Origin of the sequence: Neorhizobium sp. 2083, from assembly GCF_031455615.1 — a bacterium.
GTDB lineage: Bacteria > Pseudomonadota > Alphaproteobacteria > Rhizobiales > Rhizobiaceae > Neorhizobium.
The window spans coordinates 237739-260314 of record NZ_JAVDTC010000004.1; the positions used below are offsets into that span (position 1 = coordinate 237739).

The following is a 22576-nucleotide window of genomic DNA, read 5'->3' on the forward strand; positions in this document are numbered from 1 at the left end:
TTGTCTTCGCCGCCGGGACGTTATTCATCCTTCATGCCGGCCGCCACTTCGGTCTTGCGCAGCAGCCAGAGGATGAGGAGGCCGGCGCCGGTCGCCGCCACCGCCACGATCCACATGCCGAGGCCGACGCAGAGCCCGATCGCGCCGGACAGCCACATGCTGGCGCCCGTCGTCAGGCCTTTCACATCACCACGCATCTGGAAGACGACGCCTGCGGCGAGAAATGCGATGCCGGCGGTGACCGCCTCGATGAGGCGGATCGGATCGAACTGGACCGTATTGGGCTGATTTCCGAATTCATGCATGACCTGCAGCCCGACCAGCGTGAAAACGGCAGCCGCAAGGCCGATCAGCATGTTGGTGCGCAGGCCGGCGGAATTGTTGCTGAGCTCGCGTTCGAGGCCGATCAGGCCGCAGAGAAGCGCGGCGCCGATCAGTCTCACCAGAAGCACTTCGAGCGCTACGGGCGCCTCGTGCGAAAACTCCTTGGCAAGCGTGTCGAGCATGGCGCGATGTTCCGATATGACGGTGTCGTCGTGTCGGAAACCGGTGAAGGTCGGGATGGTTCCGTCACCGTCGGGTGACGTCGCCCGAACGTCTCAGATACGTCCCTCGGCCTCGGCGATCACCCTCGTCAGGCTGCCGTTTGCCGGGAAGAGCGGAATGAGGCAGGCCTGCAGGGCGTGATAGATGTCGCCCTTGCCGGGGAAGAGGGTATGTGCAGGCACGAGGTCCTCGGTCAGCTCCTCGTGCCAGCCGCCGTTCTTGTGATCGATGAAGCGGTTGGCGATCGTGCCCCAGATGCGCCGGTAGCTGTCCTCGTAGAAGCCGTCGGCCGGCAGGTGCTCGTTGAGGAAATGCGCGGCGCCAGCTGCCTCGCACATCGGCCACCAGAGCTTGTTGGTCTTGGCCGGCTTGTCGGCCCAGTCGAGCGTATAGAAGAAGCCGCCCTTCTCCTTGTCCCAGCCCAGTGACATGGACTGGACGAAAAGCGATTTCGCCGCATCCGGCATCCAGGCGTGCTTCTTGCCCCCGAGCGTCCAGAGCTGCAGCAGGAGCCGCGACCATTCGAGCCAATGGCCGGGCGTCGTGCCGGCCGGCCGGAACATTTCGTCGGGATGGTAATAATCTTTGTCGATCGTCCAGTCGGGATCGAAATGTTCGGCGACCCTGAACCCGACGCTGCCGGCGGAACGACGGATGACGAGGTCGGCAATGCTTTCCGCCTTGTCGAGATAGGCCGTTTCGCCGGTCGCCTCGAAGGCGGCCATCAGCGCTTCGGTCAGGTGCATGTTGGAGTTCTGGCCGCGATAGCTGCCGCCATCGATCGGCGACCAGTCGCGATTGAATTCTTCCGCGATCGCGCCGTGGCGCGGTTCCCAGAATCGGGTTTCGAGAATTTCGCCGATATCGGCCAGCATCTTGTCGGCGAGCGGATGGCCGGCGACCTTTGCCGAAGACGCGGCGAGCAGCACGAAGGCGTGGCCATAACCCTGCTTGTTGGAATCGACCGCGCCGTCATCGTTGACCTGCCAGAAATAGCCGCCATATTCGGTATCGCGATGGCGCTCCCAGAGCGTGCGCATGCCGTGGTCGATGATGTCGCCCGATCCCGGCCGGCCGAGCATGTAGCCGATCGAGAAGCAATGCACCATGCGCGCCGAGGCGTGGATGCCGCGGGTCGGATTGGCGCCGCCAAGGGCCGAGCCCTGGTCGTCGAGATCGAAGAAACCGCCCTTGGGGTTGATGGCCCGGTACTGAAAGAAATCAAAGAGCCCGTCCGCCTGATCGAGGAGCCAGCGACGATGATAGGGAAGGCTCGCCCAGTTGGTTTCTTTCTGACGGGTGTCGCTCATGAAAACCTCGGAATCGGAGTTGGGCGGATGTCGCTCAAGAACGCCTATAGCGCCCCGCAGGTTGCCTGTCATCGCCCTTGTCGGATCGATTATTCCGGGCATGCCGACATGAAGCGTCTGAACGGTTATATATTGACATAAAGATATCTTTATGCGGTTATTGAGCGAAATCGGAACGATGAAGGGATGTGCCATGTTCGACGAACTCTTTGGCCCCGAGGCTGCGGCGCGTGATGGCGCCGAGATATTGGCGGCGCTCAAGGCGGCTGCGCGCGAGCGTATCCTGGTCATCGACGGGGCCATGGGTACGGAAATCCAGGGGCTCGGTTTCGACGAGGGACATTTCCGCGGCGAGCGGTTTGCGGGCTGTGCCTGCCATCAGCAGGGCAATAACGACCTGCTGATTCTGTCGCAGCCGCAGGCGGTCGAGGACATCCATTACCGTTACGCGAAGGCCGGCGCCGACATCATCGAGACCAATACGTTCTCGTCGACCCGTATCGCCCAGGCCGACTACCAGATGGAGAATGCCGTCTACGACCTGAACCGCGACGGCGCCCGGCTGGCGCGGCGCGCGGTGCTGAGGGCTCAGAAGGAGGACGGCCGCCGCCGGTTCGTCGCCGGCGCCATCGGCCCGACCAACCGCACCGCCTCCATCTCGCCCGATGTCAACAATCCCGGTTACCGAGCGGTGACATTCGACGACCTGCGCATCGCCTACGGCGAACAGCTCGACGGCCTGATCGACGGCGGCGCCGACATCATCCTGATCGAGACGATCTTCGATACGCTGAATGCCAAGGCGGCGATCTTCGCCTGTGCCGAGCGCTTCGAGGCGAAGGGCATCCGCCTGCCGGTAATGATTTCCGGTACGATCACCGACCTTTCCGGCCGCACCCTGTCCGGCCAGACGCCGTCGGCCTTCTGGTCCTCGGTCCGTCATGCCAAGCCCTTCACCGTCGGTCTCAACTGCGCGCTCGGCGCCGATGCGATGCGGCCGCACCTGCAGGAGCTTTCGGGCGTCGCCGATACGTTCATCTCCGCCTATCCGAATGCCGGCCTGCCGAATTCCTTCGGCGGTTATGACGAATCGCCTGACGATATGGCCCGCCAGATCCGCGGTTTCGCCGAGGAAGGGCTGGTCAACGTGGTCGGCGGCTGCTGCGGATCGACGCCGGACCATATCCGCGCGATTGCCGAGGCGGTCGCGCCGTTCAAGCCGCGCGAAGTGCCGGAGCACCGGCCGTTCATGTCGCTTTCGGGCCTCGAACCTTTCGAGTTCACCAAGGACGTGCCGTTCGTCAATGTCGGCGAACGCACCAACGTCACCGGCTCGGCGAAATTCCGCAAGCTGATCACCGCGGGTGACTTTACCGCCGCGCTGGCGATTGCCCGCGACCAGGTGGAAAACGGCGCTTCCGTCATCGACATCAACATGGACGAAGGCCTGATCGACTCGCAGCGGGCGATGGTCGAGTTCGTCAACCTGATCGCCGCCGAGCCGGATATCGCCCGGGTGCCGATCATGCTCGACTCGTCGAAGTTCGAGATCATGGAAGCCGGCCTGAAATGCGTCCAGGGCAAGGCGGTCGTCAATTCGATCTCGATGAAGGAGGGCGAGGAGAAATTCATCGCCCAGGCCAAGCTCTTGCGGAAATACGGAGCTGCCGTCGTGGTCATGGCCTTCGACGAACAAGGCCAGGCCGATACCTACGAGCGCAAGGTGGCCATCTGCGAACGCGCCTACAAGCTTTTGACCGAAGAAGCGGATTTCCCGCCGGAAGACATCATCTTCGACCCGAACATCTTTGCGGTGGCGACGGGTATCGAGGAGCATAACAGCTACGGTCTCGCCTTCATCCAGGCGACCAGGACGATCCGCGAGCGCATGCCGCTCGTGCATGTCTCGGGCGGTGTTTCGAACCTGTCCTTCTCGTTCCGCGGCAACGAGCCGGTGCGCGAGGCGATGCATGCGGTGTTCCTCTACCACGCCATCCAGGCGGGCATGGACATGGGCATCGTCAATGCCGGGCAGCTCGCCATCTACGAGAACATCGATCCGGAACTGCGCGAGGCCTGCGAAGACGTCGTGCTCAATCGCCGCGACGACGCGACCGAGCGTATGCTCGAAATCGCCGAACGCTATCGCGGCGCCGGATCGAAGGAAGCCAAGGAAAAGGATCTCGCCTGGCGCGAATGGCCGGTGGAGAAGCGGCTTTCGCACGCGCTCGTCAATGGCATTACCGAGTTCATCGAGGCGGACACTGAAGAGGCGCGCCAGAATGCCGAAAGGCCCCTGCATGTGATCGAAGGCCCGCTGATGGCCGGCATGAACGTGGTTGGCGACCTGTTCGGCTCCGGAAAGATGTTCCTGCCGCAGGTGGTGAAATCCGCCCGCGTGATGAAACAGGCCGTGGCCGTGCTGCTTCCCTACATGGAGGAAGAAAAGCGCTTGAATGGCGGCGACGAGAAGAAGTCGGCCGGCAAGGTGCTGATGGCGACCGTCAAGGGCGATGTGCACGATATCGGCAAGAACATCGTCGGCGTCGTGCTCGCCTGCAACAATTACGAGATCATCGATCTCGGGGTGATGGTGCCCTCGACCAAGATCCTCGAAACGGCGATTGCCGAGAAGGTCGATATCATCGGGCTTTCCGGCCTGATCACCCCGTCGCTCGACGAGATGGTGCATGTGGCGTCGGAAATGGAGCGGCAGGGTTTCGACATTCCGCTTCTGATCGGCGGCGCGACGACCAGCCGTGTTCATACCGCCGTGAAGATCCATCCGCGCTACGATCGCGGTCAGGCGATCTACGTGACCGACGCCAGCCGTGCCGTCGGTATCGTCTCCTCGCTTCTCTCCGAAGAGGCGAAGCCGAGCTATATCAGCACGGTGCAGGCCGAATATGCCAAGGTGGCTGCCGCGCATGCCCGTTCGGAAGCGGAAAAGACGCGCCTGCCGATCGCCCGTGCCCGCGACAATGCCGAGAAGGTCGACTGGTCGTCCTACCGGCCGACCAAGCCGCAGTTCACCGGTACCAAAGTGTTCGAGACCTACGATCTGGCGGAACTGGCGAAATATATCGACTGGACGCCGTTCTTCCAGACCTGGGAACTGAAGGGCCGTTTCCCGGCGATCCTCGAAGACGAAAAGCAGGGCGAGGCGGCGCGCCAGCTCTATGCCGATGCGCAGGCGATGCTCGACAAGATCATCGCGGAAAAATGGTTCCGGCCGCGCGCGGTGATCGGCTTCTGGCCGGCCAATGCCGTCGGTGACGATATCCGCGTCTATACGGATGAAACCCGCGCCGAAGAACTGGCGACCTTCTTCACGCTGCGTCAGCAGCTTTCGAAGCGGGACGGCCGGCCGAACGTGGCGCTGTCGGATTTCGTCGCACCGGTTGCGACCGGCCTCGAGGACTATGTCGGCGGCTTCGTCGTCACGGCAGGCATCGAGGAAGTGGCGATTGCCGAACGGTTCGAGCGGGCCAACGACGACTATTCGTCGATCCTCGTCAAGGCGCTGGCCGACCGTTTTGCCGAAGCCTTCGCCGAATGCATGCACGAGCGGGTCCGCAAGGAGTTCTGGGGTTATGCGCCCGACGAGAATTTCTCTTCCGAGGAACTGATCACCGAAGCCTATGGCGGCATCCGGCCGGCGCCCGGTTATCCGGCACAGCCGGACCATACGGAAAAGGCGACGCTGTTCCGGCTGCTCGACGCGGAACAGGCGACGGGCGTCGTTCTGACGGAAAGCTACGCGATGTGGCCCGGCTCCTCTGTCTCGGGCCTCTATATCGGCAATCCGGCCTCCTATTACTTCGGCGTGGCCAAGGTCGAACGCGACCAGGTCGAGGATTATGCCAAGCGCAAGGGCATGTCGGTCGAGGAGGTCGAGCGCTGGCTCGGTCCGGTCCTCAACTACGTTCCGTCGTCTGGCCAGGATGCGGTGGACGACGCGGCATAAACCGGGCACGACCGGCTGCGACAATCAAAAAGGGGCGCCAAGTGCGCCCCTTTTTGCCGAGCCACGGATGATGGTGCGGCATGTCCTGCTTGCGGGCGGATCAGTCCCTGACGATCAGGAAATCGTGGGCGTTGAAGCGCAGGGTCAAGGTCTCGCCCGGTTGCGGCAGGACGGCGTCCGGCGAGTTGAACATGTCGAAGGAAATCTGGTTGCCGCCGACATCGAGCTTGGTGCGGATGACCGATCCCAGAAAATGCGACGAGATCACCTGGCCGGTCAGCGAGGTATCGCCCTTGGCGCTTTCGGACAGCGAGCCGGCCTCCGGGCGAAGGGCGATGGACAGCTTGTCACCGCCTTTCAGCGCGCCGATCGTTTCCCTCAGCCGGATCGTGTTCTCGCCCACCTGGACGGTGTTGGCGGCGGGATCGATCACCGTCGCCTCGATGATGTTGAGCGTGCCGACGAAGGAGGCGACGAAACGGGTGGTCGGGCGGTTGTAGATTTCCGACGGCGTGCCGATCTGGTCGGCGCGCCCGGCATTCATGACGACGATCCGGTCCGAGATCGACAGCGCTTCTTCCTGGTCATGGGTGACGAAAACGGTGGTGATGCCGAGCTGGCGCTGGATCTGGCGGATTTCCTCGCGCAGCGAAACGCGGATTTTTGCGTCGAGCGCCGACAGCGGCTCGTCGAGCAGCAGGACCTGCGGTTTCGGGGCGAGCGCGCGGGCGAGTGCGACGCGCTGCTGCTGGCCGCCGGACATCTGGTAGGGATAGCGGTCGGCCAGGTGGTCTAGTCCGATCAGCTTGAGCATTTCCTTGACGCGCGTTTCGATCTCATCCTTGGACTTGCCGGCCACCTTCAGGCCGAAGGCGACGTTGTCGAAGACGTTCATGTTCGGAAACAGCGCATAGGCCTGGAAGACCATGCCGATATTGCGCTGGTTGGTCTTCAGCGTGTTCTGGTTCCGGCCGTTGATCGAGATGGCGCCGTCGCTCGGGCTTTCGAAGCCGGCGATCATGCGCAGGACGGTCGTCTTGCCGCAGCCGGACGGCCCGAGAAAGGAGACGAATTCGCCCTTCTCGATGGACATGTTGAAGTCCTTGACCACCTGGGTGGCGCCGAAGCTCTTCTTGATACTTTCGAGAACGAGAAACGACATCAAAATTCCTTACGGCCTGGACGGCGTCAATTTGCTGAAGCGGGAAACGAGCTGGATCAGCCCCATCGAGAGCCAGGTGATCGCAAAGGCGATGACGGCGAGCGCCGAAGGCTCGTAAGCCTTGTTGGCGCCGACCAGCTGGAGATAGGGGCCGAAGGCCGGACGGTTGAGAAGGGCCGCCATGGTGAATTCGCCCATGACGATCGCAAGCGTAATGAAGGCGCCCGAGAGCACGCCGGACATGACGTTCGGGAAAATGCAGCGGAACATGATCGTCGGCCATTTGGCGCCGAGGATTTCCGCGGCCTCGGTCAGCGTCCTGACATCAATGGTCCGCATCGCCGTGTCGACCGAACGGTACATGTAGGGAAGCGCCAGCGTCACGTATGAGAAGGTCAGCAGGATGTTGGTGCCCTGCGTCGAGCCGGTGAACGGGATCCAGGACGAGGAATTGTAGAGACGCAGGTAGCCGAACACGATGACGATCGCCGGGATGACGAGCGGCAGAAGCGTGATGAATTCGACGACTGGCCGCATCTGCGGCAGCCGCAGCCGCACCCAATAGGCCGTCGGCACGATGAGCAGCATGCCGACGACGATCGTCACCAGCGCCATCAGCATGGAGAAGCCGAAGGTGGCCCGGAACTGGTCGTCGGTGAAGACCGACTGGTAGGCGTCGAAGGAATAGACGCCGCGCCGCATGCGCAGCGAGAATTCGAACGTGCCGATCAGCGGCACGAAGAAATAAATCGCGCCGATGGCGATCGCGAGCCAGGCGAGGATCTTGGACGCCTTCATTTCTGCCACCGTTCGGCGCGGGTGCGCAGCCAGATGTAGAGGACGTTGGAAATGCCGGTGATGACGATCATGCCGAGGGCAAGCGCATAACCGAGGTTCGGATTGTGCAGCACGTCGCCGCGGATCTGGGCGTAGAGCAGGATCGGCACGATGTTGAGCGAGGCACCGGTGAGCGCAAAGGCGGTGGCGATCGCGCCGAAGGCGTTGGCGAACAGGAGAAGCGTCGCGCCCATCAGGCTCGGCCAGAGGATCGGCAGCACCACCATGCGCCAATATTGCCAGCTGGACGCACCGAGGATCTCGGCTGCCTCACGCCATTCCTTCTTCAACCCGTCGAGCGCCGGGGTGAGGATCAGCACCATCAGCGGGATCTGGAAGAACATGTAGGTGATGGTCAGGCCGAAGAACGAGAGCAGGTTGAAGCCGGTCGAGTAGAGATTGAAGCCGAACCAGTCGCGCATGAAGACGGTGACGAGACCGGTCCGGCCAAGCGTGGCGAGGAAGGCGAAGGCGAGCGGCACGCCGGCGAAATTCGAGGCAACGCCGGAAAACGTCAGCAGGCTGGAGCGTATCCAGGACGGCACGCCGCCGAGCACGACGGCCCAGGCGAGGAAGAAGCCGATCAATCCGCCACCGAGCGCCGATGCCACCGAGACGCGGATACTGATCCAGTAGGCGCCGAGGATGGAAGGCGAAAAGAGATCGACAATATTCTGAAACGTGAATTCGCCGGCCGGATTAAAGAAGGCGCCGACGATCAGGTAGAGCGTCGGAATAATCAGGAAGGCGAGCGCAAATACCATGAACGGCACGATGCCGAGCCAGTCTATGACTGTCCGGCGATCGACGAATGACGTGGAAGCGGTGGTCATGAACGGTGGCCATCCAGGGAAAACGGGAAAACTCCCGCGCCGGGCGGCGCGGGAGGTCGGTCTTGTTCGGGTTACTTTGCGACGTTGGCGCCGACGACGCTATCCCATTTCTTGGTGATCGTTTCCTTGGCGGCGGCCTGCTGTTCGAGCGTCGGGAATACGGCCTTCTCATAGGCGGCTGCCGGGGGCAGTGCGTCGAGCAGGTTCTTCGGGATCTTGTTGTTCTTGGCAAGATCGTTGAAGCGGATCGGGTGGCAATATCCCTTCAGCCAGCCGAGCTGACCTTCGTCGGAATAGAGGTATTCCATCCACAGTTTCGCAGCGTTCGGATGCGGCGCAAAGGCGGAGATCGCCTGGACGTAGACGCCGGCAACGACGCCCGATGCCGGAACCACGACCTCGAAGGGCGGGTTGCCCTTCAGGCTTTCGCCCCAGGAGAGCGCGTTATAGTCCCAGGCGACGATGATCGGCGTGGTGCCCTGCGCGAACGGTGCGGCCTTGCCGGTGACGGGCACGAAATTGCCCTTCTTGTTGAGTTCGGCGAAGAACTTCAGGCCTTCGTCGCCGGCCTTGGCGGAGTCGCCCTTGGCGCCGGAGAGGCCGGCGGCATAAACGCCCTGAACGGCCTGGTTGGCGCTGCGCGGATCGCCGGCAAGCGCGACGGCATTGGCGTAGTCGGACTTCAGGAGATCGGACCAGTCCTTCGGAGAGGTCTTGACGAGGTCCTCGTTCACCAGGAAGGCGAGAACGCCGTAATAGTCGCCGTACCAGAAGCCGTCAGCATCCTTGGCGTCGGCCGGGATCGAATCCCAGGTGGAGACCTTATAGGGCTGGATCAGGCCTTCGGCCTTGGCGCTCGGGCCGAAGGAGAGGCCGACGTCGATGACGTCGGGAGCCTGCGGGCCCTTGTTGCCCTTGTTGGCCTTGATGGCTTCGATTTCGTCGCCCGAACCGGCATCCGGGTTGAGTTCGTTGACTTCGAGACCGTACTTCGCCTTGAAGCCGGCGATGACGTCGCCATAACCGCACCAGCTATGGGGCAGGGCGATCGTGGTCAGCGTGCCTTCCTTCTTGGCGGCTGCGATCAGCTCGGCGCTCGGCTCGGCGGCGGCGATGGCGGTGGAGGCGATGACGAGGGCGGTCGTCAGGGAAAGAAGACGTTGGGTCTTGTTGAGCACGGTATCCTCCTTGAGGGTTCAGGTCGTGTGGTCCGGATCGTTTCGGCGCGACTCGTAGAGCCAGTTTATGTATCGTATATGACAGGCCGGAGGATGAGCATTCGCTCATGAAACTCCCGGATTACCGGCATATTTCGGGTCCCCGACGGTCAGTCGGGACGGCTCTGGCGGCCCGGCCGGCGGAACAGCATCGTCCGCTCGAAAAGACCTTCCAGAGAGTTCATGCGTTCGCGGGTTTCCTCCCAGGTCGCGCTCTGCACCGCCTCGATCAGCGCCTCGACGACGAACAGGGTAATGACGGAGCTGTCCCAGGCCGACGGCGCCTCGATCCGCACCTTGAATATATGCTGCGCGTATTTGGCGACAGGCGAAGCCCAGACGTCGGTCAGCAAGACGATCACGACGCCGTTCGCCCGCGCGGCTTCCGCCAGCGTCGCCATCTCCTGCTCGTAGCGGCGGATATCGAAGATCACCAGGACGTCGCCGGCACTCATGTTCAACACGTGCTGCGGCCAGGAACTGGAATTGGTGGAGATCAGCGTCGTCTTCGGACGGATGACCTGCATGTGGGTGAAAAAATACTCGGCCAGCGCCCCGGTAATGCGGCCGCCGACGAAGTAGATGCCGCGGTTGCGATCACGCAGAAGTGTGGCGGCACCCTCAAAAGTGGTGGTGTCGAGATCCGAAAGCGTATCGCGCAGATTGGCGGTGATGGCGTCGGCGAAGCGATTGAGGATATGGGTGCCCGGCGCATTGGAAGCCCAGCGGTCGTGCTTGGCGATCGGATTGGAGATCGTCGCCTCGAGCTCCTGGTGGAGATGCGACTGGAATTCCGGATAACCGCGATAGCCGAGCTTCTGCACCATTCGCGCAACCGTCGGCGTCGAAACGCCGGCGTTCTCCGCGATCACAGTGATGCTGCCGAGCCCCGACACCGGATAATTCTCCAATAGGCTGTCGGCCAACTGTTTTTCCGCGCGCGTCAGGCTGTCGTAACGAACACGAATGACATCTGATACGGTGCGCGCAGTTGCTGGCACGAAAGCTGTTCCCTCCGGTCTTCGCCGGTTTATGACACGAGTTAAAAGTACTTTTGTGACAGGTGTCAATGGAGCGGGTGAAGAGAAAATTTCAGAATCACGTTGACGGCGGCCGGAAAGTGAAGAATTCTCTTCTTAATCCAATTTAAACGATTTTTTCCGGAACGCGTTCATGCTGGTGCAGTCGGAATTCTTTACGGAGGCGGATGGCGAGCCCGTTGCCGTGGACAATGCCGACGCTCGCGGAGAGGTGCTTCTCGTCTGCGAACATGCGTCGCTGCGCCTGCCGGAACGTTATGGCGATCTTGGGCTTTCCAAGGATGCGCTCGCCTCGCATATCGCCTGGGATCCGGGGGCGCTTGCAGTCTCCCGGCTATTGTCGAAGAGCCTTGACGCGACACTGATCCACCAGCGGTTTTCGCGCCTCATCTACGACTGCAACCGACCGCCGGAATCGCCTGCCGCGATGCGCGACGTGTCGGAAATCTTCCGGATCCCCGGCAACGAGAACCTCTCCGAGGCGGAGAAATCCCGCCGGACCACGGCGATCTACCTCCCGTTCCACAGCCGCATCCGCGAGGAGATCGCAGCGAGGCGGGCGAGGGGGCAGAAGACGGCGCTGGTCACCGTTCACAGCTTCACGCCGGTCTATTTCGGCAAGGAACGGCCAGTCGAGATCGGTGTGCTTCACGATACCGACAGCCGGCTCGCCGACCGGATGCTGGAAGCCGCATCCGACACCCATCTCTACCGCGTCGAGCGCAACGAGCCCTATGGGCCGGCGGACGGCGTAACGCATACGCTGGAAGTCCACGCCCTGCCGGCGGGGCTTCTCAACGTCATGATCGAAATCAGGAACGACCTCATAACAGACGAAATCGGCCAGGGGGTCGCGGCCGATTTTCTGACAGGATTGCTGCGGGAAAGCCTCGCAGACGTCCAAAGATAAAGACCCGGGGAGCAGCAGCTCGCATGCCCGCGATCAATTCCGCGGGAAGGACAAACCGGATGGCCGCGATGGCGCGGTCTTTCTGCCAACAGGGGGAAGTCATGTCCGATTATACAGAAGGCGATAAAAAGCAGGATATTCATATCCTGCATTCGATGGGCTATGCGCAGGAACTCGAGCGGCGCATGAGCTCCTTTTCCAACTTTGCAATTTCCTTTTCCATTATCTGCATTCTCTCCGGCGGCATCAATTCGCTGGGCCAGGCGACCGCCGGTGCCGGCGGCGCCTCGATCGGCATCGGCTGGCCGCTCGGCTGCCTGATTTCCGGCATCTTCGCGCTCGGGCTGGCGCAGATCGGCTCGGCCTATCCGACGGCCGGCGGCCTCTATCACTGGGGATCGATCCTCGGCAACCGCTTTACCGGCTGGCTTTCCGCCTGGCTCAACCTGCTCGGCCTCGTCACCGTGCTCGGCGCCATCAATGTCGGGACGTTCTATTTCTTCTTCGGTGCCTTCGGACCGACTTTCGGCATCGAGGACACGCTGACGCACCGCGTGGTTTTCGTTGCCGTCATCACCGGGCTGCAGGCCGGCATCAATCATTTCGGCATCGGCCTGACGGCGAAGCTCACCGACTTTTCCGGCTATCTGATCTTCGCGACCGCGATCCTGCTGACGGTCGCATGCCTTATCGCAGCCCCAGGCTTCGATTTCGCGCGGCTCTTCACCTTCGCCAACTATACCGGCACGGAAGGGGCGGCGCTCGTCTGGCCGAACAGCGTTTCGGGCACCATGGCCTTTCTTCTCGGCCTGCTCCTGCCGATCTACACGATCACAGGCTATGACGCCTCGGCGCATACGTCCGAGGAAACCGTCAAGGCGGCGGAGTCGGTGCCGCGCGGCATGGTCTCGGCCGTCGTGTGGTCCGCCGTGTTCGGCTACATCATGCTGTGCGCCTTCGTGCTGATGATCCCGAACATGGACGACGCGGCCAAGCAGGGCTGGAACGTGTTCTTCTGGGCGATGGACGCGCAGATGAACCCGACCGTGAAGAGCATCCTGTATTTCCTGATCTTCATCTCGCAGCTGCTGTGCGGGCTGGCCACCGTCACGTCGGTATCGCGGATGATCTTCGCATTCTCGCGCGACAAGGGCCTGCCTGCGTCGTCGGTGCTCGCCAAGGTCAGCCCGAAATACCGTTCGCCGGTCGCGGCGATCTGGACCGGCTCCATCCTCGCCGTCCTGTTCGTCTGGTTCACCTCGGCGATCACCATTGCCGGCACGCCGGCCTATTCGATCGTCGTGTCCTGCACGGTCATCTTCCTGTTCTTGTCCTTCGCCCTGCCGATCGCGCTCGGCCTGTTCACCATCGGCACCGCGAAATGGCCGAACATGGGACCCTGGAACATGGGCGTTCCGGTCTACAAGCTGGTCGCTGTCCTGGCGATCATCTCGATGATCGTGATCTTCTTCATCGGCATCCAGCCGCCGAACGACTGGGCGCTCGAAATCACCGTCGGCTTCCTGGTGCTGACCGGGGTTGTGTGGTTCGCCTTCGAGAACCGGCGCTTCATGGGGCCGCCGATCGGCGACGCCATCGCCAAGCGGCAGGCCGAGATCGCCGCTGCGGAAGCGGCCGTCGGAGAAAAGTAAGCGCGACCGGGCCTGAAGCCCCTATGATCCCGCCGCCACGACACGCGAAAGGTCGTGGCGGTTCACCCTCTTGAAATGGATGTGAGGCATGACCCCGATTTACTCCTTCGACGACCTGAAGCGCGATGTCGCCGACGGCAGCATCGATACGATCATCGCCGCCCAGGTGGATATGCAGGGCCGCCTGATGGGCAAGCGGTTCCAGGCGGAATATTTCGTCGAAAGCGCCTACAAGGAAACCCATAGCTGCAATTATCTGCTGGCGACGGATATCGAGATGGAGACCATTTCCGGCTACAAGGCGACGAGCTGGGAGCAGGGCTACGGCGACTATACGATGAAGCCGGACCTCTCGACATTGCGGAAACTGCCCTGGCTCGAAGGCACGGCGCTGGTGCTCTGCGACGTGCTCGACCATCACACCCATGAAGAGGTGCCGCATTCGCCGCGCGCCATCCTCAAGGCTCAGGTCAAGCGGCTGGAAGCAATGGGCATGTCGGCCTTCATGGCGACCGAACTCGAGTTCTTCCTGTTCGACCAGAGCTATGACCAGGCCCGCGAAAACGGCTATCGCAACCTGAAGCTCGCGAGCGGTTATAACGAGGACTACCACATCTTCCAGACCACCAAGGAAGAGGAGGTCATGCGGGCGATCCGCACCGGGCTGCAGGGCGCCGGCATTCCGGTCGAAAACTCCAAGGGCGAGGCGTCGGCCGGCCAGGAGGAAATCAACGTCCGTTATGCCGATGCGCTGACCATGGCCGACCGGCACGTGATCATCAAGAATGCAGCCAAGGAAATCGCCTGGGGCAAGGGCAAGGCGATCACCTTCCTTGCCAAGTGGAACTATTCCGCTGCCGGCAGCTCGTCGCATATCCACCAGTCGCTATGGAGCGCCGACGGCAAGACCCCGCTGTTCTTTGACAAGGACGGCGAGCACGGCATGTCAGAACTGATGAGGCATTACATCGCCGGGCTGCTCGCGCATGCAAGCGAGATCACCTATTTCCTGGCGCCCTACATCAATTCCTACAAGCGGTTCATGGCCGGCACGTTCGCGCCGACCAAGGCCGTCTGGTCGAAGGACAACCGCACCGCCGGCTACCGTCTTTGCGGCGAGGCGACCAAGGGGATCCGCGTCGAATGCCGTGTCGGCGGCTCCGACCTCAACCCCTATCTCGCCATGGCGGCACTGATCGCCGCCGGCATCGACGGGATCGAGAAGAAGATGGCGCTTGAGCCGGCCTTCGTCGGTGATGCCTATGGCGGCAAGGGTATCCGCGAAATCCCGCGGACGCTGCGCGATGCGATCGATCTTCTGAACGGGTCGGAGCTGCTGCGTTCCGCCTTCGGCAACGACGTCATCGACCATTATGTCCGCGCCGGCCAATGGGAGCAGGAGGAATACGACCGCCGCGTGACGGATTGGGAAGTGGCACGCGGCTTCGAGAGGGTGTAGATCTCTCCGCACACATCAAAAACGCAATGGGAATACCGATCATGACGATGATCCAATGTATCTCGCCGGTCGACGGTTCGGTCTATGCCGAACGTCCGGCCATGTCGCCAGAGGCCGCAGCAGAGGCCGTCGGCCGGGCTCGGCATGCGCAGAAGGCCTGGGCGAAGCGGCCGCTCGACGAGCGCGTCCAGCTGGTGCTGAAGGGCGTTGCACGTCTTAACGAGATGGTCGACGAGGTGGTGCCGGAGCTTGCCTGGATGATGGGCCGGCCGGTGCGTTACGGCGGCGAGTTCAAGGGCTTCAACGAGCGTTCCAACTATGTGGCCTCGATTGCGGCCGATGCGCTGGCGCCGCTGCGCGTCGAAGACAGTGCGTCTTTCGAACGCCGTATCGAACGCGAGCCGCATGGCGTCGTGTTCGTCATCGCGCCGTGGAACTATCCCTATATGACGGCGATCAACACTGTCGCGCCGGCGCTGATGGCAGGCAATGCGGTCGTCATCAAGCATGCCTCGCAGACGCTGCTCGTCGGCGAGCGTATGGTGCGCGCCTTCGTCGAGGCCGGGGTTCCCGAGGATGTTTTCCAGAACATCTTCCTCGACCACGCGACGTCGGCAAAGCTGATTTCGGAAGGGCTGTTCAACTTCATCAATTTCACGGGTTCGGTCGAGGGCGGACGGTCGATCGAACGCGCCGCGGCCGGCACCTTTATCGGCATCGGGCTCGAACTCGGGGGCAAGGATCCGGGTTACGTGATGGAGGATGCCGATCTCGACGCCGCCGTCGATACGCTGATGGACGGCGCGACCTACAATTCCGGCCAGTGCTGCTGCGGCATCGAGCGCATCTACGTGCACGAATCGCTCTACGACAGCTTCGTCGAGAAGTCGGTCGCCTGGGTATCGAACTACAAGCTCGGCAATCCGCTCGACAAGGAAACGACGCTCGGGCCGATGGCCAACAAGCGTTTCGCCAAGGTGGTGCGCCAGCAGATCGCCGATGCGGTGGCGAGCGGCGCCAGGGCGCTCGTCGATCCCAAGCTTTTCCCCACCGATGACGGCGGCGCCTATCTGGCGCCGCAGGTTCTGGTCGATGTCGATCATTCCATGGAGATCATGCGCGAAGAGACCTTTGGTCCGGCCGTCGGCATCATGAAGGTGAAGGACGACGAGGAGGCAATCGGCTATATGAACGACAGCCGCTACGGGTTGACGGCGTCGCTGTGGACCCCAGATGTCGATCGTGCCAACCGGATCGGCAGCCAGCTCGAAACCGGCACGGTGTTCATGAACCGCGCCGATTACCTCGACCCGGCGCTGGTCTGGACCGGCGTCAAGGAAACCGGGCGCGGCGGTTCGCTCTCCGTCCTCGGCTTCCACAACCTGACCCGCCCGAAATCCTATCACCTGAAGAAGGTCACGAAATGAATATCGTCGCGAACTGGAGCTATCCGACCGCCGTCAAGCTGGGCCGCGGACGGATCAAGGAACTGGCGGACGCCTGCAGGACGCTCGGCCTGAAAAAGCCGCTTCTGGTCACCGACCGGGGACTGGCCTCGATGGCGATTACCGGTCATGCGCTGGATGTGCTCGAAGAAGCGGGCCTCGGCCGGGCGATCTTTGCGGATGTCGACCCCAATCCGAACGAGAACAATCTCGAAGCCGGCGTCAGGGCTTACAAGGACGGCGGCCATGACGGCGTCGTCGCCTTCGGCGGCGGTTCGGGCCTCGATCTCGGCAAGCTGATCGCCTTCATGGCCGGCCAGACCAGGCCCGTGTGGGATTTCGAGGATATCGGCGACTGGTGGACACGCGCCGATGCTGCCAAGATTGCGCCGATCGTTGCCGTGCCGACCACGGCGGGCACCGGGTCGGAGGTTGGCCGGGCAGGGGTGCTCACCAATTCCGTCACCCATGTGAAGAAGATCATCTTCCATCCGAAACTGCTGCCGGGCGTCGTCATCTGCGATCCGGAACTGACCATGGGCATGCCGAAGGTGATCACCGTCGGCACCGGCATGGATGCATTCGCCCATTGCCTGGAAGCCTATTCATCGCCCTTCTACCACCCGATGTCCGGCGGCATCGCGCTCGAAGGCATGCGGCTCGTCAAGGAATTCCTGCCGCGCGCCTATAAGGACGGAGCGGATCTCGAAGCCCGCACCAACATGATGTCGGCCGCCGCCATGGGGGCAGTCGCCTTCCAGAAGGGGCTCGGCGCCATCCATTCGCTGTCGCACCCGATCGGCGCGGTCTACAATACCCATCATGGTATGACCAATGCGGTCGTCATGCCGCCGGTGCTGCGCTTCAATCGCCCGGCGATAGAGGACAAGATCGCCCGCGCCGCCGCTTATCTCGGCATTTCAGGCGGCTTCGACGGGTTCTACGATTACGTCCTGTCGCTGCGCTCGGAACTCGGCGTACCGGACAACCTTACGGCGATGGGCATCAAGCCTGACCGAATCGATGAGCTGACGGCCATGGCGATGGAAGACCCGAGCTGCGGCGGCAACCCCGTCACCATGACGATGGAGAACACCAAGGCGCTTTTCCTCGACTGCTTTTAAGACTTCTCGATCGTCGCAAGATCGGCGTTAACGAAGCCCGGAGGCCGAAACCTCCGGGCTTTTCCGCATTTTAGAGCCGGAAGCTAAATCTTTTGGGTGATATTAATGGAAGCGAAATTTGCAATTCGTTAACCATGTTTGGAAAGGATGGCGTTTATGACACCATGCTTCCCGGTGTCCTCGTGAGCGATGTGGCTCTAGACTTCTTCGAGGACCGACAATGCCAGTAATTTCCTTTGCCAATGCCAAGGGTGGAGCCGGAAAAACGACCGCCGCGCTCCTGCTCGCGACCGAACTCGCCCATCAGGGTTTTCGTGTCACCGTCATCGATGGCGATCCCCAGCGCTGGATCAGCCAGTGGTTCGAAACCTCTGGCGCGGTACGCAACATCGAGGTGGTATCGGAAGTCACCCTCGCATCGCTCCAGTGTCACCTGCGGGAAATGGCATCGCGCACCGATTATTTCATCATCGACCTCGCCGGTGCCCGTGATGCGCTGGTGACCACGGCGATCGGCCTTTCCGACCATGTGATGATCCCGGTTCAGGGATCGGCCATGGATGCCAAGGGTGCGGCGCAGATTCTCGACCTTCTGTCCTACATGAAGGAAAAAGCCGGCCTGGTGATCCCGCATTCGGTGGTGCTGACGCGCGTCACCTCGATGGTGACCACCAAGGCGCTTCTGACCATCAAGGGCCTGCTTGCGGCCCGCGGCGTTCATGTCCTCGATACGCCGATCGGCGAACGCATCGCCTTCAAGGAACTGTTCGAGACCGGCGGCACGCTGCACACGCTCGACCCGGCCAAGGTCAGCAATGTCGACAAGGCGAAGGAAAATGCCGGCGCCTTTGCGAAGGAAGTCCTGCGCCTCATGCCTGTGAAGATCACCCGTTCGGCCGCGTCGCGCCTCTTCGGACTGGGCCGCCACGCCGCCTGATCACCATCCGGGGGCCGGCGATCCCAAAATTTCGCTCAGGAGGCGGTCGGTTCGAAAGAGCCGACCGCCTTTGCATAGGCGCCGGCCGCCTGGGTCGCGGCGGCGGCGGTTGCGATCAGGTCCGGCTCTTCCTGATTGGCCGGGATTTTGCGCGCGGCGATGAACCGGTCGCGCATCCGGCGCCAGTTCTGCTGGGCGAGGTTGCCGATGTCACCCGGAGCCATTCCGGACGTCGTCAAGATCTCGACCGTCAGCAGGTCGAACCGATCCTGCGAATGCATGTAGCTCCAGCCGATCAATCTGCTTTGCGGAAGCGATTCGACGAGGACATGCAGCATTTGCTCGAGCGCGACCCGCTCGGGAGCGCCCAGCAGGACTTCGTCATGGGCGAGCGGTATCGCGATTGTCTTTTCGTGATCTTTTTCCGCATGGCGGCGGAAGCCGGGCGGGCCCTGATGCTCCAGCATGACCTGGTTGCAGACGATGACGCAGCGATTGCAGATCGCTGTCGCTGCCGGACCGGCAATGATCATTTCGACGGAGCGGCGGTTTTCGCCACAAAAGGAGCAGACGGCTTCATCGTCCCCGCGTCCGAAGAGAAGGGACAGGGCGCCTTTCAGTCTCGTTGGGAAATCCATTCCATCCACCGCCGATATACATGCCTCTGGCGAAAAACTAGGGTCGCTGTCGCATGAAGCCAATTGCCGGGCAAACAAAAACCGCCGGCAACGGGTGCCGACGGCTCAAGCGTTGTTCTGGAACCTTATTCGATGAATTCGACCGTTGTGCCGGGCTTGACCATCTTGGCGAGTTCCCTTGCATCCCAGTTGGTCAGGCGCACGCAGCCATGGCTGTTGGTCTTGCCGATCTTGGAGGGTTCCGGCGTGCCGTGGATGCCGTATGTGGGTTTCGAGAGCGCAATCCACACCGTACCGACCGGGCCGTTCGGGCCTGGCGGGATCTGCAGGATCTGGTCGTTATTGCCCTGCTTGAAATTGATCTTCGGATTGTAGGTATAGCCCGGATCGAGCGCGATGCGTTCGACCGTATGGGTTCCTGTCGGCGAGGGCGTGTCGGTCGAACCGATGGTCGCCGGATAAGCCGCGATCAGCTTGTTGTCGGCTCCATAGGCAAAAACCTGTTTCTTGCTCTTGTCGGCGATGATGCGGGTGACCTGCCCAACCTTCGGCTGGCCGGGATTGATGACCTTGATGGTCGAGCCGGGGATGGTGAAATCGACGCCCGGATTGAGCGCCTTGAGATAACCTTCGTCCATGTGGAACTGCTCGGCGAGCTTTTCGGTCACCGACGTATAGGACATGGCCGGCAGCTGCGACTTGTGCGCATAGTCTTCCGGGATCGAGGCGACATAGGGGCCGGCGGCATCGGCCGGGGTGATCGTGTAGTCGACGATCGGCAGGCCGCCCGAATAGGTCAGCCGCTGCAGGATGTCCTCGGAATTGTTCGGATCGAGCGTCTCGCCGGTCATTTCCTGCCAGGCGGCGATCGCCTTGTTGACGTTGTCGCCGAGATGGCCGTCGATGACGCCGGGCGAGATGCCTTCACGGTCCAGAAACACTTGGAGTGCCGCGATCTGGGCCTGCGGCTTCTTGGTGACGGCGATGATCGGCTTCTGCGGCAGAAGTGTTTCGGCAGGGCGCTGGTCCTGCTCGATCGAGGCTTCCTGCGGATAGCCGTCGTCGGCGCCGGGGAGGGCCTGATCATCCAGCGGCATGCGGCTGACCGAGCCTCGCCCCGGGATGCCGCCGGTAATGGCTCCGGGCTCGCCGGGCCGGTATTCGCGGTAATCGCGATAACCGCCGGCATCCTGCTGGTAGCCGCCCGAATCGCGCAGGGAACGGTAACCGCCCGGCGCCGGCGGATATTCCTGCCTCCGGTTGGGGCGATAGGTCTCCTGGCGGATTTCGGTCGCGACGACATTGCCGAAATGGTCGATCAGCACGCGGCGGCCCATGCCGTCGCGGCTGATGATGACGTCGCGGCGGTCCGGCTCGTAATCGAGGATCGAGCCGTCAGGAGCGACAAGCATCGTTTCCGAGGGATAGCGGCCATAACGGTTCTGGGCCTCGGCGGAGGAGATCCCCTGCGCCGCGGTCAAGATCATCAGGCTTGCACATGCAAAAAATAGCCGCTTCACGATGTCACCGACTTCCTTGTTTCCTACCTACACGTAATCGGGAAATCGGACATTGGTTCCCGCCCGTGCGCCTGTCGCCACAGACAAGGTAAATTTGACCGTAGTGTGGAAAAAGTGAATTCGTCATGAACGCACCGTTAAATTCACATCACGATGGGTTAGAAGTTTTGACGAAACCGTGAAGGGAATGATTATGAAGGCTTTTTCGGCTGCCAACGGACCGAGGATTTTCCTCGACGAGAGCTCGGTTCTCGATATCGGAGGCTGTTTCATCGGCGATGTGGACCTCGCGCCGGGCCGGGCCATTCCCGACGACGGCGATCCGCGAATCGATCATTCGCTCGAAGGCTTTCTCTTCACCTGCGGGCCGGACCATATCCGTCATCCGGAGGCCATCGAAGGCTCGGCCGACGGCCGCAAATATCCCCTGCACGGATCCTTCTCCTCGCACCCGGCCGAGATCCTGTTCTGGGACGCGCAGGGGCCGGATGCCGAATGCCGCGCGCGCGTGCCAGTGACGCTTGCGACGGGCGAAACGGCGCTTCTGGAAAGGCATTGGCGTATCGACGGCGCGACCGGCGAGGTGAGCCTGTCGGACAAGGTCACCAATACCGGTTCGAAGCCGTTCGCGCGGGTGCATATGTACCATATGAATATCGGCGCATGGCTGTTTGACGACCGGGTCAGGCTTACCGGCAGGATGCTCGAAGGCGGCGGCTTTCCCTGGACCTTCGGCGGCGAGACCGGCGGCATATTCTGCGTGCCGGCGGCGGTCGAGGGCGAGCAGTGGGCCGAGGTCGCGCTCGGGCCGATCGCGGCGATCGGCGGGCTGACGCTCAAGGTGAAGTTCAGGACCGACACGCTGCCGCATCTGCAGGTCTGGCGCAACCAGAAGGCACCGGCGCACGTACTCGGGATCGAGCCAGTGTCGCATCGCATGGCAAGCCGCGGGGAGCTTGCCGGGAGTGGTGAACTCGGCTCCGTCAGGCCGGGCGAAAGCGTCGAATACGGCCTGCGCTTCTGCTTCGTGTGAGAGATGTCGTTCGGCGATTGACGCCCAAAGGGCACCGTCGTAATGCTTTCGCCTCAATCAGAACGGAGGGCTAAGTCCATGGATATCCGCCAGATCAACGACGAGTATTCCGTCACCGGCCAGATCACCGTCGAGGATCTCGACCAGGTAAAGGCCATGGGGTTCAAGTCGGTCGTCTGCCACCGTCCGGACGACGAGGAGCCGGGCCAGCCGCATTATGCCCAGATCGAAGCCCGCGCCAAGGAACTCGGCCTCGACATCCGCCACATCCCGGTCGGACGCATGGGCGTCGACGAACAGGGCGTCAACGCGATGGTCGATGCGCTTGAGGAATTCCCCCGCCCGATGCTCGGGTTTTGCCGTTCCGGCGCCCGTTCGACCGCGATCTACGAAAAGAGCCAGCATCTGCGCGGCTGAAGACTTCCGCAGCCTCGTGCCGTTCGCGCGGGGCCTTTTCCCGAAGCTCAATTTTTTGAGGAGAATTCCATGAGCATCCAGCGCATCGAGCCGGGCGCCCGCATGAGCGGCGCCGTCGTCCACGGCAACACCGTCTATCTCGCCGGCCAGGTCGGCGAGGGCGAGAGTGTCACCGACCAGTGCAAGGACGCGCTTTCCGAAGTCGACCGCCTGCTGGCAGCCGCCGGTTCGGACAAGTCGAAGATCTTGCAGACGATCATCTATCTCTCTGACATCGCCTATTTCGGCGAAATGAACGCCGTCTGGGAAGGCTGGATCGACCCAGCCAACCCGCCGGCCCGCGCTACCAGCGAAGCCAAGCTTGCCGCGCCGAAATACAAGGTCGAATTTATCGTTACTGCTGCGATCTAAGCAAGAGCGCCCCTCACCCTAACCCTCTCCCCGTTCTGACGGGGCGAGGGGACTTGCCTCATGCGGCGCTCGGAGGGTGCGGCATATGTCCTTCTCCCCGCATGCGGGGAGAAGGTGG

Annotated in this window: 19 protein-coding genes; 10 read left to right on the plus strand and 9 right to left on the minus strand. The window is 62.2% G+C overall.

The window, feature by feature from the left end; all coding sequences use genetic code 11:
* Positions 1–20 precede the first annotated feature (20 nt).
* A complete protein-coding gene (locus J2X76_RS17265) occupies positions 21–506 on the minus strand; it encodes an MgtC/SapB family protein (protein ID WP_310218418.1) in 486 nt (161 codons plus the stop codon).
* Between the two features lie 93 nt (positions 507–599).
* Positions 600–1856: an AGE family epimerase/isomerase gene (locus J2X76_RS17270; protein WP_310218420.1), complete on the minus strand. Its 1257-nt coding sequence runs from the start codon at positions 1854–1856 to the stop codon at positions 600–602.
* A gap of 193 nt (positions 1857–2049) precedes the next feature.
* Between J2X76_RS17270 and metH the strand changes: the two genes are divergently transcribed.
* Positions 2050–5823 (plus strand): methionine synthase, encoded by a 3774-nt coding sequence (gene metH / locus J2X76_RS17275; RefSeq protein WP_310218423.1) that lies wholly within the window; start codon positions 2050–2052, stop codon positions 5821–5823.
* A 100-nt stretch (positions 5824–5923) separates the two neighbouring features.
* Here the strand turns inward: metH and J2X76_RS17280 are convergent, their stop codons facing one another.
* From J2X76_RS17280 to J2X76_RS17300, 5 genes are all read right to left on the minus strand, one after another.
* Positions 5924–6985 (minus strand): ABC transporter ATP-binding protein, encoded by a 1062-nt coding sequence (locus J2X76_RS17280; protein ID WP_310218425.1) that lies wholly within the window; start codon positions 6983–6985, stop codon positions 5924–5926.
* A 9-nt stretch (positions 6986–6994) separates the two neighbouring features.
* Positions 6995–7783, minus strand: coding sequence for an ABC transporter permease (locus tag J2X76_RS17285; protein WP_113127095.1), 789 nt, complete (start codon positions 7781–7783; stop codon positions 6995–6997).
* Complete coding sequence (locus J2X76_RS17290) at positions 7780–8655, minus strand: ABC transporter permease subunit (protein WP_113127094.1); 876 nt, start codon at positions 8653–8655, stop codon at positions 7780–7782. Before J2X76_RS17290 ends, J2X76_RS17285 begins: the two co-directional genes overlap by 4 nt.
* A gap of 71 nt (positions 8656–8726) precedes the next feature.
* The gene (locus tag J2X76_RS17295) at positions 8727–9833 is read right to left on the minus strand and encodes an ABC transporter substrate-binding protein (protein WP_310218431.1); all 1107 of its coding nucleotides are present in this window, start codon (positions 9831–9833) and stop codon (positions 8727–8729) included.
* A 149-nt stretch (positions 9834–9982) separates the two neighbouring features.
* Positions 9983–10873 carry a MurR/RpiR family transcriptional regulator gene (locus J2X76_RS17300; protein ID WP_113127092.1) on the minus strand — a complete coding sequence of 297 codons (891 nt, stop codon included), beginning with the start codon at positions 10871–10873 and terminating at the stop codon, positions 9983–9985.
* A gap of 172 nt (positions 10874–11045) precedes the next feature.
* Here J2X76_RS17300 and J2X76_RS17305 point away from each other — a divergent pair, with 172 nt between their 5' ends.
* From J2X76_RS17305 to J2X76_RS17330, 6 genes are all read left to right on the plus strand, one after another.
* The gene (locus J2X76_RS17305) at positions 11046–11822 is read left to right on the plus strand and encodes an N-formylglutamate amidohydrolase (RefSeq protein ID WP_310218433.1); all 777 of its coding nucleotides are present in this window, start codon (positions 11046–11048) and stop codon (positions 11820–11822) included.
* Positions 11823–11923: 101 nt separating this feature from the next.
* Entirely contained in the window at positions 11924–13474 is a 1551-nt protein-coding gene (locus J2X76_RS17310; RefSeq protein ID WP_310218435.1) for an amino acid permease, read from the plus strand.
* An 88-nt stretch (positions 13475–13562) separates the two neighbouring features.
* The gene (locus J2X76_RS17315; RefSeq protein WP_113127090.1) at positions 13563–14933 is read left to right on the plus strand and encodes a glutamine synthetase family protein; all 1371 of its coding nucleotides are present in this window, start codon (positions 13563–13565) and stop codon (positions 14931–14933) included.
* 41 nt (positions 14934–14974) lie between these two features.
* Positions 14975–16360, plus strand: a complete 1386-nt coding sequence (locus J2X76_RS17320) for an aldehyde dehydrogenase family protein (protein WP_310218437.1) — start codon at positions 14975–14977, stop codon at positions 16358–16360.
* Positions 16357–17502: an iron-containing alcohol dehydrogenase gene (locus J2X76_RS17325; protein ID WP_310218440.1), complete on the plus strand. Its 1146-nt coding sequence runs from the start codon at positions 16357–16359 to the stop codon at positions 17500–17502. The genes J2X76_RS17320 and J2X76_RS17325 overlap by 4 nt, the downstream gene beginning before the upstream one ends.
* A 220-nt stretch (positions 17503–17722) precedes the next feature.
* Positions 17723–18439: a ParA family protein gene (locus tag J2X76_RS17330; protein ID WP_113127088.1), complete on the plus strand. Its 717-nt coding sequence runs from the start codon at positions 17723–17725 to the stop codon at positions 18437–18439.
* A gap of 35 nt (positions 18440–18474) precedes the next feature.
* On the opposite strand, the gene J2X76_RS17335 is transcribed toward J2X76_RS17330, so the two are convergent.
* Positions 18475–19077, minus strand: a complete 603-nt coding sequence (locus tag J2X76_RS17335; protein ID WP_310218443.1) for a ClpX C4-type zinc finger protein — start codon at positions 19075–19077, stop codon at positions 18475–18477.
* 125 nt (positions 19078–19202) lie between these two features.
* Positions 19203–20597: a L,D-transpeptidase gene (locus J2X76_RS17340; RefSeq protein WP_405030058.1), complete on the minus strand. Its 1395-nt coding sequence runs from the start codon at positions 20595–20597 to the stop codon at positions 19203–19205.
* A 193-nt stretch (positions 20598–20790) separates the two neighbouring features.
* Between J2X76_RS17340 and J2X76_RS17345 the strand changes: the two genes are divergently transcribed.
* The 3 genes from J2X76_RS17345 to J2X76_RS17355 all read left to right on the plus strand — a co-directional run bounded on the left by J2X76_RS17345 (position 20791) and on the right by J2X76_RS17355 (position 22458).
* Complete coding sequence (locus J2X76_RS17345) at positions 20791–21630, plus strand: DUF4432 family protein (protein WP_310218447.1); 840 nt, start codon at positions 20791–20793, stop codon at positions 21628–21630.
* A 78-nt stretch (positions 21631–21708) separates the two neighbouring features.
* The gene (locus J2X76_RS17350; protein WP_113127084.1) at positions 21709–22047 is read left to right on the plus strand and encodes a TIGR01244 family sulfur transferase; all 339 of its coding nucleotides are present in this window, start codon (positions 21709–21711) and stop codon (positions 22045–22047) included.
* Between the two features lie 69 nt (positions 22048–22116).
* Positions 22117–22458 (plus strand): RidA family protein, encoded by a 342-nt coding sequence (locus J2X76_RS17355; protein ID WP_113127083.1) that lies wholly within the window; start codon positions 22117–22119, stop codon positions 22456–22458.
* Positions 22459–22576: the final 118 nt, after the last annotated feature.

Bases quoted from the DNA above. Each gene is read 5' to 3' on its own strand.
- J2X76_RS17350 (WP_113127084.1), top strand. From the start codon at position 21,709: ATGGATATCCGCCAGATCAACGACGAGTATTCCGTCACCGGCCAGATC.
- J2X76_RS17335 (WP_310218443.1), bottom strand. From the start codon at position 19,077: ATGGATTTCCCAACGAGACTGAAAGGCGCCCTGTCCCTTCTCTTCGGA.
- J2X76_RS17280 (WP_310218425.1), bottom strand. From the start codon at position 6,985: ATGTCGTTTCTCGTTCTCGAAAGTATCAAGAAGAGCTTCGGCGCCACC.
- J2X76_RS17290 (WP_113127094.1), bottom strand. From the start codon at position 8,655: ATGACCACCGCTTCCACGTCATTCGTCGATCGCCGGACAGTCATAGAC.
- J2X76_RS17305 (WP_310218433.1), top strand. From the start codon at position 11,046: ATGCTGGTGCAGTCGGAATTCTTTACGGAGGCGGATGGCGAGCCCGTT.
- J2X76_RS17315 (WP_113127090.1), top strand. From the start codon at position 13,563: ATGACCCCGATTTACTCCTTCGACGACCTGAAGCGCGATGTCGCCGAC.
- J2X76_RS17265 (WP_310218418.1), bottom strand. From the start codon at position 506: ATGCTCGACACGCTTGCCAAGGAGTTTTCGCACGAGGCGCCCGTAGCG.
- J2X76_RS17345 (WP_310218447.1), top strand. From the start codon at position 20,791: ATGAAGGCTTTTTCGGCTGCCAACGGACCGAGGATTTTCCTCGACGAG.
- J2X76_RS17325 (WP_310218440.1), top strand. From the start codon at position 16,357: ATGAATATCGTCGCGAACTGGAGCTATCCGACCGCCGTCAAGCTGGGC.
- J2X76_RS17330 (WP_113127088.1), top strand. From the start codon at position 17,723: ATGCCAGTAATTTCCTTTGCCAATGCCAAGGGTGGAGCCGGAAAAACG.
- J2X76_RS17270 (WP_310218420.1), bottom strand. From the start codon at position 1,856: ATGAGCGACACCCGTCAGAAAGAAACCAACTGGGCGAGCCTTCCCTAT.
- J2X76_RS17310 (WP_310218435.1), top strand. From the start codon at position 11,924: ATGTCCGATTATACAGAAGGCGATAAAAAGCAGGATATTCATATCCTG.
- J2X76_RS17355 (WP_113127083.1), top strand. From the start codon at position 22,117: ATGAGCATCCAGCGCATCGAGCCGGGCGCCCGCATGAGCGGCGCCGTC.
- J2X76_RS17320 (WP_310218437.1), top strand. From the start codon at position 14,975: ATGACGATGATCCAATGTATCTCGCCGGTCGACGGTTCGGTCTATGCC.
- metH (WP_310218423.1), top strand. From the start codon at position 2,050: ATGTTCGACGAACTCTTTGGCCCCGAGGCTGCGGCGCGTGATGGCGCC.
- J2X76_RS17285 (WP_113127095.1), bottom strand. From the start codon at position 7,783: ATGAAGGCGTCCAAGATCCTCGCCTGGCTCGCGATCGCCATCGGCGCG.